Raw genomic sequence first — 16,253 nt, forward strand, 5'->3', positions numbered from 1 at the left:
CGCGTTCGCCTCCTGTTTCGGGGACAGAACCCACGGGTAAGCACCCGTTCCGGGCATAGGCTCACGGGATGCGGATCGGGGTGCTGGGGGCCGTCGTCGCGTGGGACGGCGCGGGCGGGACGGTCGCCGTGGGCGGCCCGCGAGGCCGGGCGCTGCTGGCGTTGCTCGCGGCGGACGCCGGACGGTTCGTGTCCGCCGAGCGGCTCATCGACGGGCTCTACGGCGAGGAACCGCCGGACGGCGCGGCCAACGCGCTCCAATCGCAGGTCTCGCGGCTGCGCAGCGCGCTGAAACTCCCGATCGAACTCACCTCGGCGGGGTACCGCCTCCGGATCGAACCGGACGAAGTGGACGCACACCGGTTCGAACGGCTGGCCGGCGAGGGCAGTCGCGAACGGGCCGAGGGCGACCCGACGCGGGCCAGCGATCTGCTCGGCGAGGCGCTCGCGCTGTGGCGCGGACCAGCGTTCGCCGACATCCCGGCCGCAGCGGTCCAGGCCACCCGGCTGACCGAACTGCGCGCCGAGGCAGCCGCCGACCGGATCGACGCGGAGATCTCGCTCGGCCGCGCCGCTGGTGTCCTCGACGAGTTGCGCGCCACTATCGCCGAGCACCCGCTGCGCGAGCGGCCGCGCGCCCAGCTGGTGCGGGCGTTGCACGCGGCTGGCCGGACCGCCGAGGCGCTGGCCGCGTTCGAGGACGCCCGTCGCACGCTCGCCGACGAACTCGGCACGGACCCTGGTCCAGACCTGACCGAGGCGCATCTGGCCGCCTTGCGCGGCGAGCCGGCGGACGCAGCGACGCCGTTGCCCGCACAGCTCACCAGCTTCGTCGGCCGGGACGGCGAGCTGCGGCAGGTCGCGGATCTCCTGCGGCAGGCCCGGCTCGTCACGCTGCTCGGTCCGGGCGGGACCGGGAAGACCCGGCTGGCCGTCGAAGCCGCGGCGGACGCGGGACCGTGCGTCTTCGTGGAGCTGGCCCCGCACGTCGCCGACGACGTTCCGCAGGCCGTTCTCACCGCGCTCGGCCTGCGCGAGGGGGCCCGCGGTCGCCAGGACCCGGTCGACCGCCTTGTCTCGGCCTTGCACGACCAGGCGACGTTGCTGGTGCTGGACAACTGCGAACACGTCATCGCCGCAGCCGCGAGGCTGGTCGCGCGGCTGCTGCCCGCCTGCCCCGGTCTGCGGGTGCTGGCGACGAGCCGGGAACCGCTCGGCATCACCGGCGAACAGCTCGCGCCGATCCCCCGCCTCGCCGTTCCGCCGCCGGGTGCCGAGACCGTCGAGACCTACCCCGCGGTCCGGCTGTTCCTCGACCGTGCCCGGGCGAGCGACCCCGCGTTCCGGCTGACCGACGAAACGGCGGCCGACGTCGTCCGGATCTGCACCGCGCTCGACGGCCTTCCGCTCGCGCTGGAACTGGCCGCCGCCCGCGTGCGCACGCTGCCGGTCGCCGACATCGCCGCGCGGCTCGGCGACCGTTTCCAGCTGCTGGCCCGCGGCAGCCGCACCGCCGACGAGCGGCACCGGTCGCTCCGCGGCGTCGTCGAATGGAGCTGGGATCTCCTCGATGACGACGAACGCCGCCTCGCCCGTCGGCTCACCGTCTTCACCGGCGGCGCGACGCTCGCGTACGCCGAGCAGGTGTGCGACGTGCCCGTCGACCTGCTCCCCGAACTCGCCGACAAGTCGCTCGCCGAACCGTCGAACGGACGCTACCGAATGCTGGAGACAATCCGTGCTTTCTGTGCGGAAAAGCTCGACGCCGCAGGCGAGACCGAACGCTTCCGGCACGCCCACGCGCAGGCGTTTCTGCGGCTCGTCGAGGAAGCCGACCCGAAGCTGCGTACTGCGGATCAGCTGGACTGGCTGCGAAAAATCGACGCTGAGTACGACAACATCGTGGCCGCGCTCCGGTGGTCGGCCGGGGCAGATCCGTCGACCGCCTTGCGGATCGCCACCGCGCTGTCGATGTACTGGTGGTTGCGCGGACGACGCTACGAAGGCGCGGCGCTGTCGATGGAAATCGTGCGCCACTGCCAAGCGGAGCCACCGGAAGGGCACCGCGAGCAATTCCTCATGTGCCTGCTGACCGCGATGGCCGGTGCCCCGGAAGCCGCCGAGACAGCGAACTATCGGTCCTATGTGGAGCAGTACCTAGTAGACAGCTCCTGGACCCCGGAGCATCCGATGATGCTCATGCTGTCGGGCGTTGTGCTCGGGCCGCCGGAGGACGACGACGCGCGGCTCCGCCTGTCCGGGCTCGAAAAGCATGCCGACCCATGGCTCACCGCACTCGTGCCGACGGGCGACGGTCTGCGCTCGATGCTCGCCGGGGAACTCGACGAAGCCGAACGCGGTCTGCGCGAAGGCGAGGCGCGCTACCGGGCGCTCGGCGAACGCTGGGGGCTGTCGATGGCGCTCGACCACCTGTCGCAGCTGCTGGTTTTGCGCGGCCGTCACGAGGAAGCGCTCGCCGTGATGACCGAGTCCCTGTCGCTCATGCAGACGCTCGGGGCGACCGACGACTACGCGGACCTGCTGTGCCGTCGCGGCGACAGCCGAGCGTTGCGCGGCGACCTCGACGGCGCGAAGGCCGACTACGAGCGGACCGTCGAGCTGGCCCACCGCACCGGGATGCCCGAGACGCGAGGCAGCGGTCACGTCGGCCTGTCCGGTCTCGCCCGCCGCTCTGGAGATCTGGCCGGCGCGCGGGCTCTCGCCGAGCAGGCGCTCGCCGAATGCGCGGCGGACTCGTTCTCGGCCGCCATCGTGCGAGCAGCCGCGTCGATCGCGCTCGGCTGGATCGACGTGGCCGAACACCGCCCGGAGGACGCTCACCGGCGGATGCGACTCGGCGTCGAAACCGCGCACCGCTGGCATGACCACGGGTCACTGGCCACCGCGTTCGAGGGCGTCGCCGGGGTCTTGGCCGAGGAGGGCCGCTTCGCCGACGCCGCCGCCCTGCTCGGCGCGGCGGCCGCGGTGCGCGGGACCGCCGTGCCCGGCCAGCACGATGTCGCGCAGGTCACCGCGGCCGCGGAGAAGGCTCTCGGACCGGACGGGTTCACCGCCGCGTACACCGCCGGTCAGCAGCTGGAACCGCATCGACGCCTCGCGTTGGCCGGATTGTCCCCGGTTCAGTGAACAGCTACCACGCCGTCGGGGGGTACGCAGCGCCGCACCGGAGCGCGTAGCCTTCCCTGCCGTGCGGAACGTAGTTGTGATCGGTGGGGGAATCGTCGGGCTGTCGGTCGCTTGGGAGCTGTCCCAGCGCGGCCAGGACGTGACGGTGCTCGAAAAGGAAGCTCGCTGGGCGGCGCACCAGACCGGGCACAACTCCAATGTCGTGCACGCCGGGCTCTACTACAAGCCCGGCTCGTTCAAGGCGCGGATGTCGGTCGGCGGCAACCGGTCCATTGTGGATTTCGCCAGGCAGTACGGGGTGCCGGTGCAGGTGTGCGGCAAGCTCGTCGTGGCGACTCGCGAGGAGGAGATCCCCGCGCTGGACACGCTCGCCGAACGAGCCGAGGCCAACGGCGTGCCGGCCAAGCGGATCACCCCCGCGGAGGCCCGCGAGTACGAGCCGGAGGTGTCCTGCGTCGCCGCGCTGCGCGTCGAGTCGACCGGGATCATCGACTTCCCCGCGGTGTGCGCGGCGCTCGTGCGACTGCTCGACGAGGCGGACGCGGACCTGCGGCTGAACACGCCCGCGCTGGGCATCCGCCCGGCTCGCGGCGGCGGTGTCGAGGTGGCCACCGGCTCTGCGGTGCTGCACGCGGACGCGCTGGTCAACTGCGCCGGTCTGCACGCGGACCGGGTCGCCGAAATGGCCGGCATCACGCCGAGCGCGCGCATCGTGCCGTTCCGCGGCGAGTACTACGAGCTGAAGCCGGAGCGCCGCCACCTCGTGCGCGGCCTGATCTACCCGGTGCCCGACCCGACGCTGCCGTTCCTGGGCGTGCACCTGACCCGGATGCTGGACGGCAGCGTCCACGCGGGCCCGAACGCCGTGCTCGCGCTGCGCCGTGAGGGTTACCGCTGGGCGGACGTGTCGGTGAAGGACCTCGCCGACGTCGCCCGCTTCCCCGGTGCCTGGAAGCTCGCGCGCAAATACGCGTACCCGACCGGCCTGGAAGAGGTGCTGCGGTCGTTCTCGAAGAAGCGGTTCGCCGCCAGCCTCGCGCAGCTCGTGCCCGCGGTGACCGAGGACGACATCGTGCGCCACGGTTCCGGCGTGCGGGCACAGGCGCTGCGCCCGGACGGTTCGCTGGTGGACGACTTCCTCATCGAGTCCACAAAGGACCAGGTGCACGTGCTCAACGCACCGAGCCCGGCGGCGACGAGCGCGCTGGAGATCGCCAAGTACATCGCCGACCGGGTGACCGACTGACGCCCGGCCAAGTGCCGTGCAGTCCGATGCGGCCGGTTCAGGAAGGCAGATTCCCCGACACCATCGGGATTCCGGCCTTGATCGCGTCGCACGCCTTGGTCTTGTCGGCCAGCTGCCCGCTGACGATCTGGATCGAGGCGGTGTCGGAAACCGGGAGCCCGGCCGCGCAGATCACGCCGCCGGAATCGTTGAAGTTCGGGAACAGCGACCACTTCCGGCCGTTCACGTCGATCTGCTCGGTCGGCGCGACGTCCATGCCGGGCCAGCGTTTCAACGGCACGTCCGGGCCGAGCCAGACCTCGAACGGTTTCTGCCCGCCGTCGCCGTCGGTGTCCTTCCACAGGCAGTAGGTCACGTTCGGCGAGATGACCTTGGAGCTGTCCAGTTCGCCGTTCGGCACCATGGTCAGCTGCTGCGCCTGCTCCGGCTTCAGCAGCTGGCACGGGTTGACCGACGCGAGCGGCCCGGTCGGCGCGGTGCCCTCCGGCGGCGTGCTCGGCGCGATCGGCGGCGCGGGCTGCCCGCCCGGCAGATGCGCGGCGACCTGCGGGATGACCTTCTTCGCCCGCTCGCACGCCTGCGCGTCGTCCGGATAGGACACGCTCACGAAGGCGAACGATTTCGGCCCGAGCGTCGTGTACAGGTCGCAGCTGCCGCCCATGAACCCGGCGTAGCGCGTCCACGGGAACCCGCCGAGCTGCACCGGGCCGGCCTTCTTGAGGGCGCCCTGGAGGTAGTCGTCGAGGCTCAGGTCCACCGACCAGCCGACGGACATGACCACCGTGTGCTCGGTGTCCGTCGCGGTCCACAAGCACATCGCGGGCGCGCGCTGTTCCTTGCGCGCCTGCACTGACCTGCCCTGCGGCTTGTAGCCGAGCCCGGCGAGCTGCTTCGCGTCGAGAAGCTTGCACGGTTCGACGACCGGCGTGACCGGTCCCTGGCCCGGCACCGGCGAAGCCACGCCGCTCACCTGCTGCGTGCACCCGGCGAGCAGCATCGCGGCCGCCGCCAGGGCGAGCGCCGCTCCGTTGAACCTCATCAGCTGCCTCCTCCGCTCCGCACCCTACTGACCAGTCCGGTTCCGCACCTGCGGAACCGGAAGGAAGAACCCGGCAATCACGGTTCGCCCGCGGCGCGGCGCAGGACGGCCGCCCTCACCCCGGAAGCGACCGCTGCCGCCGCGACGAGCACGATCGCCATCGTGGCCCCGCTCACCTGCGGCCGGTTCGGGTACGAGTTCGGCAGCGAGCCCTGGCGAAGCGTGGTGCTGAATTTCGCGTCAGCAGAACGGAAAAAACGGTCGCCGGTCCGTCCTCGAAGCAGCATGACCCCGCTGATCGCCGCTGCGGCGATCAGCATCAGCCCGAACTGGAACGACGGATGCGTGCGCGGCTTCGCGGTGACCAGCAACCAGCAAGCGGCCGCGAAGGCCCGCACGTAGTCCGCAGCTGCCAGCAGGCCCGCCTTGCGCAGGGAACAGGGCTCTGCCGGATTCCATCTGAGGTTGTCTCGCCTTCGCGAAGTTCAGCGCTTGACCGGCTCCAGCACCTCAAGCCCGCCGAGGAACGGCCGCAGCGCCACCGGCACCCGGACCGAACCGTCGGGCTGCTGGTGGTTCTCCACGATCGCGACGATCCAGCGCGTGGTCGCCAGCGTGCCGTTCAGGGTGGCCGCCGTCTGCGGTTTGCCGTTGTCGTCGCGGTAGCGGACGGACAGCCGGCGGGCCTGGAAGGTGGTGCAGTTGGACGTCGACGTCAGCTCGCGGTAGGTCTCCTGCGTCGGGACCCACGCCTCGCAGTCGTACTTGCGGTAGGCGGACGTGCCGAGGTCGCCGGTCGCGGTGTCGATCACCCGGTACGGGACCTCGATCGCGGCGAGCATGTCCTCTTCCCAGCCCAGCAGCCGCTCGTGTTCGGCCTCGGCATCCTCCGGCTTGGCGAAGACGAACATCTCGACCTTGTCGAACTGGTGCACCCGGATGATGCCGCGGGTGTCCTTGCCGTACGACCCGGCCTCGCGGCGGTAGCACGACGACCAGCCGGCGTAGCGGCGCGGACCGGCGGCGAGGTCGAGGATCTCGTCCGAGTGGTAACCCGCGAGCGGGACCTCCGACGTGCCAACCAGGTACAGGTCGTCGTCGCGCAGCCGGTAGACCTCCGACGAGTGCGCGCCGAGGAAGCCGGTGCCGGCCATGATCTCCGGGCGGACCAGCGACGGCGTGATCATCGGCGTGAAGCCGTTCGCCGTCGCGCGTGCCACGGCCATGTTCAGCAGCGCGAGCTGCAGCTGCGCGCCGACACCGGACAGGAAGTAGAACCGCGAGCCCGACACCTTCGCGCCGCGCTCCATGTCGAGCGCGCCGAGGCCTTCCATCAGGTCGAGATGATCGCGCGGGGCGAAGTCGAACGACGGCACCTCGCCGACGGTCTTCAGCACCGCGAAGTCGTCCTCGCCGCCGATCGGCGCGTCCGGGTGCACCAGGTTCGGCAGGATCCGGAACAGCTTGTCGAACTCTTCCGACGCCTCGTTCTGCTCGACCTCGGCGGCCTTGACCTGCGCCGACAGATCCTTGGCGCGGGCGAGCAGGGCGGGCTTGTCCTCGGCGGAGGCCTTCGGCACCTGCTTGGACACGGACTTCTGCTCGGCCCGCAGCTTGTCGGCGGTCGCGATCGCAGAGCGGCGGCGCTGATCGAGATCGAGCAGCTTGTCGACCACTCCCTCGTCCTCGCCACGGGCACGCTGCGACGCGCGCACGGCTTCCGGGTCTTCGCGCAGAGTCCTGGGGTCAATCACGGACAGAAGGGTAGTCGCAGGCCAGCCACGACTTCGACGCGGTTTCCCGTACACACTGTGCGGCGCGCTGAAGACAACCCGACAGTCTGATCGTTGTCGCCCGTTTCCCGCGCTCCCCATACTCGCTAGAACCCGGAGCGGAGGGAACTCACATGACCGACGACCTGCTCGCGCGCCACCGCGCGGTGCTCCCGTCCTGGATGTCCCTGCTGTACGACGAGCCGATCGAAATCGTGCACGCGCAGGATCGCCGTCTGACCGATTCCACCGGCCGCACCTACCTCGACTTCTTCGCGGGCGTGCTCACCAACGCCATGGGCTACGACGTCCCCGCGATCAGCGACGCGGTCCGCAAGCAGCTGGACACCGGCGTCCTGCACACCTCGACGCTGTATCTGATCCGTTCGCAGGTCGAACTGGCCGAACGGATCGCGGAACGCTCCGGCATCCCGGACGCCAAGGTGTTCTTCACCAACTCCGGCAGCGAGGCCAACGACACCGCGCTGATGCTCGCCACCCAGTACCGCCGCAGCAACCAGGTGCTGGCGATGCGGAACTCCTACCACGGCCGGTCCTTCGGCACGGTCGCGATCACCGGCAACCGCGGCTGGTCAGCGTCCTCGCTGAGCCCGATCAAGGTCAACTACGTCCACGGCGGCTACCGCTACCGCAGCCCCTTCCGCGACCTGCCCGACACCGCTTACATCGACGCCTGCGTCGCCGATCTGGTGGAACTGCTGGAAACCGCCACCGCAGGCGACGTGGCTTGCCTGATCGCGGAGCCGATCCAGGGTGTAGGCGGCTTCAGTTCCCCGCCGGACGGCCTGTTCAAGGCGATGAAGGAAGTCCTGGACGACCACGGCATCCTCTTCGTTTCCGATGAGGTCCAGACCGGCTGGGGCCGCACCGGCGACCACTACTGGGGCATCCAGGCCCACGACGTGGTGCCGGACATGATGACCTTCGCCAAGGGACTGGGCAACGGCCTGGCGGTAGGCGGCGTGGTCGCTCGGGGCGACGTCATGGATTGCTTTCAGGCGGAGTCCTTCTCCACCTTCGGCGGCAACCCGGTGTCCATGCAGGGCGCGCTGGCCGTCCTCGACTACATCGACGAGCACGACCTGCAAGCCAACTGCAAAGCCCGCGGCGACCAGCTGATGCGAGGCCTGCGTGCGGCCAACAGCCCCGTTGTCGGCGAAGTACGCGGCAAGGGGCTGATGATCGGCGTCGAACTGATCGAACCAGGCACCACGACGCCGAATACCGCTGCCGCCAAGCAAATGCTGGAAGAAACGAAAAAGCGCGGGCTGCTCATCGGAAAGGGCGGGCTGCACAAAAACGTGCTGCGCATCGGCCCGCCGATGACGCTGACCAAAGCCGAGGCGGCCGAAGGACTGCAGATCCTGCTCGACTCGCTGGCCGCCCTGTCCTGAACCTGCTTGCGCCCCAATGCCACGTGGTGCGACGCGCAAGCTTCTCCGCCCCCGCTGACGTCTGTGATCAGGACCAGCTTCGCACGCAACTGCGCCTGCGAACCTCAGCGGAAGCCGCCCCGCGCGTCTCGCTACCGAGAAACCCCACTATGGCATTCGGTGCGGCGCACCCAATGCCATAGTGGGGCGCTCAAGGCGAGAGTCACCGCCGCACCAACCGCGCCACGTGCTCGGCGAGTTCCTCCCCCGCATCCTCCTGCACAAAGTGCCCAGCCCCCGCCACCGTCGGATGGTCCAGACCAGCCGCCCCACGCATCGACCGCCGCAGAATCGGCCCCATCGCCCCGGTAATCGGGTCCCCGTCCGAGAATGCGCACAAGAACGGCACATCCAATTCCGTCAAAGTCGCCCAAGCCGCCCGATTGGCTTCCGACGCCGGATCATCCGGCCGCGTAGGCACCAGCCCGGGCATAGCCCGCGGCCCGGCCTTGTACATCTCGTTCGGGAACGGCGCGTCGTAAGCAGCCCGGACGTCTTCCGACAGCGGCGTCTGACAGCCGGCCTGCACACACCGCCCGACATCGAGAATCTGCGCGCCCTCCACAGCTTCCCGGAACTTGTGCCACACCGACGGCATGTCCGCGTCCCCGGTCGGCAATCCGGTGTTGGCCGCCACCACCCCGGCGAACCGGCCCGGATTCTCGGCGACCAGGCGCAGCCCGATCAACCCGCCCCAGTCCTGTCCGACCAGCGTGACCCCTTCGAGCCCGAGCACGTCGAACGCGAACCGCCGCGTCCATTCGACGTGCCGCGCGTACGTGTGGTCGACGATCTCCGCGGGCTTGTCCGACCGGCCGAATCCGACCAGGTCCGGGGCGATCGCCCGCAGCCCGGCGTCGGCCAGCACCGGAAGCATCTTCCGGTAGAGGAACGACCAGCTCGGCTCGCCGTGCAGCAGCAGGACGGGCGGGCCGTCCGCGGGCCCGGCCTCGACGTAGCCGACCCTGATCAGCCCGCCGTCCGGGTCGGACAGATCGGTGTACTGAGGTTCGAAGGCGAAGTCGGGCAGGTCCGCAAACCGGTCTTCCGGCGTCCTGAGGAGTCGCACGCTTCCCACGTTAGTGGGAACGGGACCGCGCGGCAGTGCGCGAACGCTACGAAATCGCCACCGCGACGACCAGCCCGAGGCCGAGGTGTGCCGCCGCGACGACGACGCTCGCCGGCGCGAAGGTCTCGCTCTGGATCGTGGACCCGACGTCGATCCGGGTCGCCCACTCCAGCAGCCGCACGGCCAGCACCTGCACGATGACCCCGATCAGGCCGTAGACCAGCGAGGTGATCAGCCCGGCGGTCAGGTCGCTCGCGGAGTTGTAGATCGCCACGACCACGATGAACGCCATGGACAGCAGCCCGGACGCGGTCACGATCACCGCGTTCGGCAGCCCGCGGGTGACCAGCTTCGACAGCTTGCCCGGCGTGGTGAAGTCGATCGCGTAGAAGCCGGCGAACATCAGCAGCAGGCCGACGATGCCGTACAGCAGGATCGCGCCGATTCCGCGCACGAGGTCGGAACCAAACGTTGCGGGCAACGCGAGCGTCGAGGTCACGGGGTCTCCCTGAATGGCCAATTCAGCCTGTTGAATCGGACATCCAGGGTTGTATCACGACTCCGGGATCCGGTGCGGCACAAACGCCGCGCCGTCGTCGGTAACGAGTCCGCTGGTCTCGCGGATGCCAAGGCCCGCCGAGGAGTCCCCGACGATCCACGCGCCGAGCGCGGGCCGGTACCCGTCGAACTCCGGCAGCGGGTCGAACGCCTGGTAGACGTAGCCTTCCGCGCCGTAGACGCCGTCCGTCTGCGTCTCGTACCCGGTCGCCACGATCTGCACGTTCGCACCCTCGCGGCCGAGCTTCGGCTTGCGCACGTACTCGGTGAGCAGGCCGGGGTCGTCGGCGAAGGCGGGCAGCAGGTTCGGATGCCCGGGGTAGTTCTCCCACAGCACGGCGAGCAGCGTCTTGTTCGACAGCAGCATCTTCCACAGCGGTTCGACCCACAGCGTGCGCGGCATGGTCTCGATCGCGAACTTGCCGAACTCCTCGTCGACCACCCATTCCCAGGGGTACAGCTTCACCACCGTGGACATCTGTCCCTCGGCGAGGTCGACGAACCGCTTGAGCACCGGGTCCCAGCCGATCTCCTCGATCGCGAGCCCGACCGTGTCGAGCCCGGCCTCGGCCGCGGTCTCTTGCAGGTACGCCGTGGTCACGTGGTCCTCGCCGCTCGGATCGGCCGCGGACCAGGTGAAATGCAGTTCGTTCGACGGCAGCTTGCCGCCGATCTCCGCCCAGCGCTCCACCAGCTTCTCGTGGATGGAGTTCCACTGGTCGTCTTCCGGGAAGACGTCGGTCTTCCAGTGCCACTGCAGCAGCGACGCCTCCAGCAGCGTGGTCGGCGTGTCCGCGTTGTACTCCAGCAGCTTGGCGGGCGATTTGCCGTCGTAGCGCAGGTCGAAGCGGCCGTAGACGTGCGGGTCCTGCCGCTTCCACGACTCCGCGATGTGCGGCCACACCCACTCCGGAATGCCGAAGCGCTGGTACTGCTCGGTGGTCACGACGTTGTCGACGGCCTCCAGGCACATCGAATGCAGCAGTTCGACGTCCGCCTCAAGCGAGAGCACCTCGTCCATGTCGAAGACGTAGTGCACCGACTCGTCCCAGTACGGCCGCGGTTTGCCGGTGCCGTCGCGCGCCGGGGTGCCGTAGACCAGGCCCTGCTCTTCGACGATCCGCTGCCAGTCGCGGCGCGGTTCCCGCCGATCCCGATACACCTACGAGCCTCCGCTCTTGCCGGTCCCGCCGGTGCCTCCGGAGGTGCCGCTCTTGCCGCTGATGCCGAACCCGCCGCGCTGGACGCTGGTGCCCGACTTGGTCGAAACGTTGGTGTTGCCCGACGGCGCGGTGTAACTGCCGCCGGAGACGCGCTGCCCGAGCGTGCCGGTACCGCCGTAGTTGTAGCGGTACTGGGTGTACCCGCCACCCGGGATCGGGATGAACCAGAACCCGCCGCTGTAGTGCCCGCCGTGGCTGCTCGCGTAGCTCTCGTCGCAGTACTTGTCGTCCTGGATGACCCCGTCGGACGTGACGCAGGACGCGGTGACCTCGGCGGGCTTCGCGATCGTGTAGAACGTCGCGACCAGCCCGACGAGACCGACGGTGACCCCGCTGCCGATCAGGATCTTGCGTTTGGTGGCCGCCTTCGCATCCGCCGCCTCCCGTGCCGCGACCGCTGCCTGCCGTTCGCGTTCCTGGTCGGCGATGGCCTGCTTGCGGGCCCGTTGTTCGGCCACCGAGGGCTGCCGCGGTTGCGTGTTCGCGTCCTGGAACCGCATCGAACCCGGCTTCTTCGGCTCCTCGGGCGGCTGCACGCCGCTGTTGTCGTCCTGCGTCATGTGCGCTCCGTAATCCCCCAGCACTGCATACCCCGCGTTCCACCCTAATCGACCCGGCACACGCGCGGTTCATGCGGCGCGGGCATCATGGGTATTGATGTCCCCAGGCTCCGAGCGGTTCCCTTCGCGCATGCAGACCCTGACCACCCGCGTGGTGATGGCCGGGGTGTTCTTCGGCGCGGTCATCGCGCTGGCCTTGAGCGTCGCCTTCTCCTGGACCGACACGCTCGCCGGCGGCGCGGGCGGCGGCGAGGGCAAGCTCAGCGAAGCCGCCCAGCAGGCGTTCCACTCGCCGCCGGGCACCTGCCTGACCTGGAGCGCCAAGGACGCCTCCGACGCGCACCAGGTGCCGTGCACGCAGCCGCACCTGTTCGAGGTCACGACCGTGGTCGACATCGGCGCGAAGTACCCGCAGCAGGCTCCGTTCCCGAGCCTCGACCAGTGGCAGGACATCGCGCAGCAGCAGTGCAACGCCGATGTGCGGCCGTATCTCGGCCACCCGCTCGACCCGTACGGCAAGCTCACCACCAACCTGCTGCGGCCCACGTCGGCGCAGTGGTCAGACGGCGACCGCCAGCTGCGCTGCGGCCTGCAGTTCGCCGGTCCGGGCGGAACGCTGCAGCTCACCACCGGCGCGGCGAAGACTCAGGACCAGTCGATGGTGTGGGCCCCGGGCACCTGTCTCGCGCTCGCGGGCAAGGGCGTCGGCGACCCGATCGACTGCGGCAAGCCGCACTCGTACGAGATCATCGCGACGCTCGACCTCGCCGCGCACTTCAAGGACGGCTACCCCAAGCTGGACGACCAGAAGTCCTGGCTCGACACCGAATGCAACAAGGCCGCGAAGGACTACACCGGCAGCGCCGACCTTTCCGCGAAGAAGCTCACGCTGGGCTGGGACTCGCGCGAGCAGGAGAGCTGGGACGCCGGGTCCACCAAGGTCAACTGCAAGGTCGCGGCCACGCTGCAGGACGGCAGCGGATTCCAGGCCGTCACCGGAAGCGTGAAGAGCGGGGCGTCGAACTCTTCCGGCCAGCAGCAGAGCCCGCCGCCCAGTTCCAGCTCCGGTTCCGGCGGAGGCAACTGAGCCGTGCCCGCCGAGATGAGCCAGGCGCGGTTCGAGGAACTGGTCTCCGACGCGCTCGACCAGGTGCCCGCGGAGTTCGCCGCGGCGATGGACAACGTCGTGGTGCTGGTCGAGGACTTCAACGAGGAAGCACCGGACATCCTCGGGCTCTATCACGGCATCGCGCTCACCGAGCGCACCAGCCACTACAGCGGGGCGCTGCCGGACCGGATCTCGATCTACCGCGAGCCGATCCTCGACATCTGCGACACCGAGGACGACGTCGTCGAGGAAGTGCTGATCACGGTGATGCACGAACTCGGCCACCACTTCGGCATCGACGACGAGCGGCTGCACGAGCTCGGCTGGGGCTGATTCCGGCGGCACCCCGCCAACCCGTTGCTGTTCCCTGATCGACACCGCGCCGCAACTGCGGAAACCACCGAAGGTCACCGAAGCATCACAGAACGCGGCCGATCTCCCTAGACTGGCCTCACCAGGGCGTTTCCTTTCCTTGTGAGGTGGTTCGTGTCGCATCGCCAGACGGACAGCCGGCTTCGCTGGCTGCTCGCCTCAAGCGGCACGTCGAACCTCGCCGACGGCATCGCCAAGGTCGCTTTCCCGCTGTTGGCCACCACGCTGACCCGCGATCCGGTGGAGATCGCCGCGCTGTCGGCAGTGCAGTTCCTGCCGTGGCTGCTGTTCGCCATCCCGGCGGGCACGCTCGTCGACCGGATCGACCGCAAGAAGGCGATGATCGCCGCGAACGCGATGCGCGCGCTCGTGGTCGCCGCGGTCACCGCGCTGCTCGCGTTCGGTTCGGTGGAGATCTGGACGATCTACGTCGCGTCGCTGCTCGTCGGCATCGCGGAGACGGTCGCGGAGAGCGCGGCGAACGTGCTGCCGCCCGCGCTGGTCGAGGCGGACCGGCTGGAGAGCGCGAACAGCAAGCTGCAGGCGTGCGAGATCGTCGGCCAGACGTTCCTCGGCGGCCCGGTCGGCAGCGCTACCTTCGCGATGTTCGCGGTCTTCCCGTTCCTGCTCTCGTCGGCCGGGTTCGCGGTCGGCGCCGCGGTGCTGCTGGGCATGGCGGGCAGCTACCGGCCGCGGCAGGAAACCAAGTCGCACATCCGGGCGGATTTCGCGGACGGCTTCCGCTGGCTGCGACGGCATTCGCTGCTGCCGCGGCTGCTCGCGATCGCCGGTCTGCTCAGCCTGATCAGCGAGCTGGCCCAGGCGCAGCTGGTGCTGTACGCGCTGGAAGACCTGCATTTGTCCGACGCGACCTTCGGCGCTTTCGCGTTCGTCGGCGGTGCGGGCGGGTTGCTCGGTGCTGGGCTGACGCCGCGGCTGGTCCGGCGCGTCGGACGGCGGGCGGTTCTGGTCGGCGGGGTGCTGTTCTGCGCGCTCGGCTTCGGCGGCATGGGCCTGGTGCGCCAGCCGGCGGTGTCCGCGGTGCTGTTCGGCGTGTTCGCGGCGGCGGTGGTGGCGGTCAACGTCGTGCTCGCGACCGCGCGCCACACCCTCGTGCCGGGCGAACTGCTTGGCCGTGTGCTCGGGGTCTGGCGCACCGTCGTCTGGGGCGCGATCCCGCTCGGCGCGCTGCTCGGCGGGTTGCTCACCAAGCTGCTCGGTTCGGCGGGCGACACTTTCGCCGCGTCCGGCCTGCTGCTGCTGTTCGTGACCGGTTATGCACTGTTCGCGCTGCGCGGGCACCCGCTCGATGACAAAACGGCCTCGACCGGCGACGGAGTCCGTTCGCAGCAGTGATCCGGCACGGTTTTGGTGCTGAAATAACACCTCACCCCGGCCGCCGGAGGTACGTGATGACCGCGCTCGACACCCCGCCGCTGCCGGACGATGACCGCGACACCGAGCTGGACTCGCCCCCGCCCGCCTCCCGTCGGCCGCTCGTCCTCGCCGCGGTCGCCGGATTCGTGCTCGGCGGATGCGTGCTCGGGCTGTTGTGGGGGCTGTCCGGCCAGCGCGCCGGAGCGAATGTCGACGCCGCGGCCGCCTGCGCCGCGTTCGCCCGCGCCGGGCACATCCCGGACACCACCGGCGGCGTCGACGCCGCGCAGTTCACCCGCATGTCCGACGACGCGGTGCACCGGGTCACCGGCTCGATGGAGCTGGCCACAGCGGCGGCGACCTTCGACGGCAACTACCAGCCGCTGGCCAAAGCCCTCGACGCGGTGAACAAGATGGTGCTCAGCAGCCGTTTCGACAACCGCGACGGGCAGGCCGCCGTCGTCCAGGCGGAACAACTCTGCGCGCGGGGCTGACCCCACGCGCAGAGCACCCGGTCAGGCCTTGTGCACGGTCTTCACGCCGAGCTGCTTGCCCGGGATGCTCGTGCCCGCGCAGCCAAGGCCGTCGAGCGGCACGAACTTCGACGCGGTCTCCTGCGGCAGGTACACGCGAAGGCCCTTGACCTGCGTCGGCTTGCAGACGCCTGGGTCGAAATTGCGCACCTGTGCGAACTGCACGTCGGCCGCGGCGGCCTGGCCGGGAGCCAGTTTCACCGGCGCGCCCTTGGTGCCGTCGCGCTCGGCGGCCGGACCGATCTGGGTGCCGTTTTCGCCGCCGACGTAGGACACGCCCGGGAAGCCCTGGATGGTGCACGGCTTGCCGCTGGTGTTCTTGATCAGCAGCGACCGGTACTCCGAGCCCGCGCCGGCGTCGCCGCCGCCCAGCGACAGGGACACGTCCCCGGCCTTGCACAGGCCGTTGTCGGCTGGCGGCTTCTCCACGGGCGCCGTACCTCCGCTCGGGGCGGACGACGCGGAAGAAGGAGCGGACGACGCGGCGGACGGTGCCGACGACATCGGGGCGCTGGACGGGGTGTCCGAACTCGCCGGCCCGCTCGCGGCGGGGGAACCTTGGCCGCACGCGGAAAGCAGCAGCGCCCCCGACGCGCCCACTGCGGACAGGAAGACCAGGGAAAACCACGGTTTCTTCGTGTTTGCCATCTCACTCGCCTCGCTGTGCTGGTGAACGCCGAACTAGGTGGAACCTCATCCGGTGGACGTTTCACGTCCAGGTCAGGTTGCCCCGCCTCGGATGACTTCCCCGCCCGGCCCGGCTTCACTCAGCGTTTCCCCGCACGAGTGATCAAGC

The 16,253-nt window shown here is 69.8% G+C and carries 15 protein-coding genes; 7 read left to right on the plus strand and 8 right to left on the minus strand.

Annotated features, from left to right (window positions below; translation table 11 throughout):
- The first annotated feature begins 68 nt into the window (after positions 1–68).
- The gene (locus tag BM362_RS03605) at positions 69–3,146 is read left to right on the plus strand and encodes an AfsR/SARP family transcriptional regulator (protein ID WP_093572186.1); all 3,078 of its coding nucleotides are present in this window, start codon (positions 69–71) and stop codon (positions 3,144–3,146) included.
- A complete protein-coding gene (lhgO, locus tag BM362_RS03610; protein ID WP_342029790.1) occupies positions 3,106–4,392 on the plus strand; it encodes an L-2-hydroxyglutarate oxidase in 1,287 nt (428 codons plus the stop codon). Before BM362_RS03605 ends, lhgO begins: the two co-directional genes overlap by 41 nt.
- Before the next feature lie 37 nt (positions 4,393–4,429).
- On the opposite strand, the gene BM362_RS03615 is transcribed toward lhgO, so the two are convergent.
- The 3 genes from BM362_RS03615 to serS all read right to left on the minus strand — a co-directional run bounded on the left by BM362_RS03615 (position 4,430) and on the right by serS (position 7,185).
- Positions 4,430–5,431 (minus strand): DUF3558 family protein, encoded by a 1,002-nt coding sequence (locus tag BM362_RS03615; RefSeq protein WP_067578594.1) that lies wholly within the window; start codon positions 5,429–5,431, stop codon positions 4,430–4,432.
- A gap of 77 nt (positions 5,432–5,508) precedes the next feature.
- Positions 5,509–5,829, minus strand: a complete 321-nt coding sequence (locus BM362_RS03620) for a hypothetical protein (RefSeq protein ID WP_093572187.1) — start codon at positions 5,827–5,829, stop codon at positions 5,509–5,511.
- 87 nt (positions 5,830–5,916) lie between these two features.
- Positions 5,917–7,185, minus strand: coding sequence for a serine--tRNA ligase (serS, locus tag BM362_RS03625; RefSeq protein WP_078870231.1), 1,269 nt, complete (start codon positions 7,183–7,185; stop codon positions 5,917–5,919).
- A 152-nt stretch (positions 7,186–7,337) separates the two neighbouring features.
- Between serS and BM362_RS03630 the strand changes: the two genes are divergently transcribed.
- A complete protein-coding gene (locus BM362_RS03630; protein ID WP_093572188.1) occupies positions 7,338–8,618 on the plus strand; it encodes an aspartate aminotransferase family protein in 1,281 nt (426 codons plus the stop codon).
- Between the two features lie 202 nt (positions 8,619–8,820).
- Here BM362_RS03630 and BM362_RS03635 read toward each other — a convergent pair whose 3' ends face one another.
- The 4 genes from BM362_RS03635 to BM362_RS03650 are packed head-to-tail and all read right to left on the minus strand — an operon-like array spanning position 8,821 to position 12,067.
- On the minus strand, positions 8,821–9,735 hold the full coding sequence (locus tag BM362_RS03635) for a haloalkane dehalogenase (protein ID WP_093572189.1): 915 nt from the start codon (positions 9,733–9,735) through the stop codon (positions 8,821–8,823).
- Positions 9,736–9,772: 37 nt separating this feature from the next.
- Positions 9,773–10,225, minus strand: a complete 453-nt coding sequence (locus BM362_RS03640) for a DUF350 domain-containing protein (RefSeq protein WP_067578586.1) — start codon at positions 10,223–10,225, stop codon at positions 9,773–9,775.
- Between the two features lie 54 nt (positions 10,226–10,279).
- Complete coding sequence (locus BM362_RS03645; RefSeq protein WP_093572190.1) at positions 10,280–11,446, minus strand: glutathionylspermidine synthase family protein; 1,167 nt, start codon at positions 11,444–11,446, stop codon at positions 10,280–10,282.
- A complete protein-coding gene (locus BM362_RS03650) occupies positions 11,447–12,067 on the minus strand; it encodes a hypothetical protein (protein ID WP_093572191.1) in 621 nt (206 codons plus the stop codon).
- A 97-nt stretch (positions 12,068–12,164) separates the two neighbouring features.
- On the opposite strand from BM362_RS03650, the gene BM362_RS03655 reads away from it, so the two are divergent.
- The 4 genes from BM362_RS03655 (at position 12,165) to BM362_RS03670 (ending at position 15,418) form a co-directional block, all read left to right on the plus strand.
- Positions 12,165–13,154, plus strand: coding sequence for a septum formation family protein (locus tag BM362_RS03655; protein ID WP_093572192.1), 990 nt, complete (start codon positions 12,165–12,167; stop codon positions 13,152–13,154).
- Between the two features lie 3 nt (positions 13,155–13,157).
- Entirely contained in the window at positions 13,158–13,508 is a 351-nt protein-coding gene (locus tag BM362_RS03660) for a metallopeptidase family protein (RefSeq protein ID WP_093572193.1), read from the plus strand.
- A 153-nt stretch (positions 13,509–13,661) separates the two neighbouring features.
- The gene (locus BM362_RS03665) at positions 13,662–14,903 is read left to right on the plus strand and encodes an MFS transporter (RefSeq protein ID WP_208865098.1); all 1,242 of its coding nucleotides are present in this window, start codon (positions 13,662–13,664) and stop codon (positions 14,901–14,903) included.
- A gap of 56 nt (positions 14,904–14,959) precedes the next feature.
- Entirely contained in the window at positions 14,960–15,418 is a 459-nt protein-coding gene (locus BM362_RS03670; RefSeq protein WP_067578580.1) for a hypothetical protein, read from the plus strand.
- 21 nt (positions 15,419–15,439) lie between these two features.
- On the opposite strand, the gene BM362_RS03675 is transcribed toward BM362_RS03670, so the two are convergent.
- A complete protein-coding gene (locus tag BM362_RS03675) occupies positions 15,440–16,105 on the minus strand; it encodes a DUF4232 domain-containing protein (RefSeq protein ID WP_093572196.1) in 666 nt (221 codons plus the stop codon).
- Positions 16,106–16,253 lie beyond the last annotated feature (148 nt).

Source organism: Amycolatopsis rubida, from assembly GCF_900115345.1.
GTDB lineage: Bacteria > Actinomycetota > Actinomycetes > Mycobacteriales > Pseudonocardiaceae > Amycolatopsis > Amycolatopsis rubida.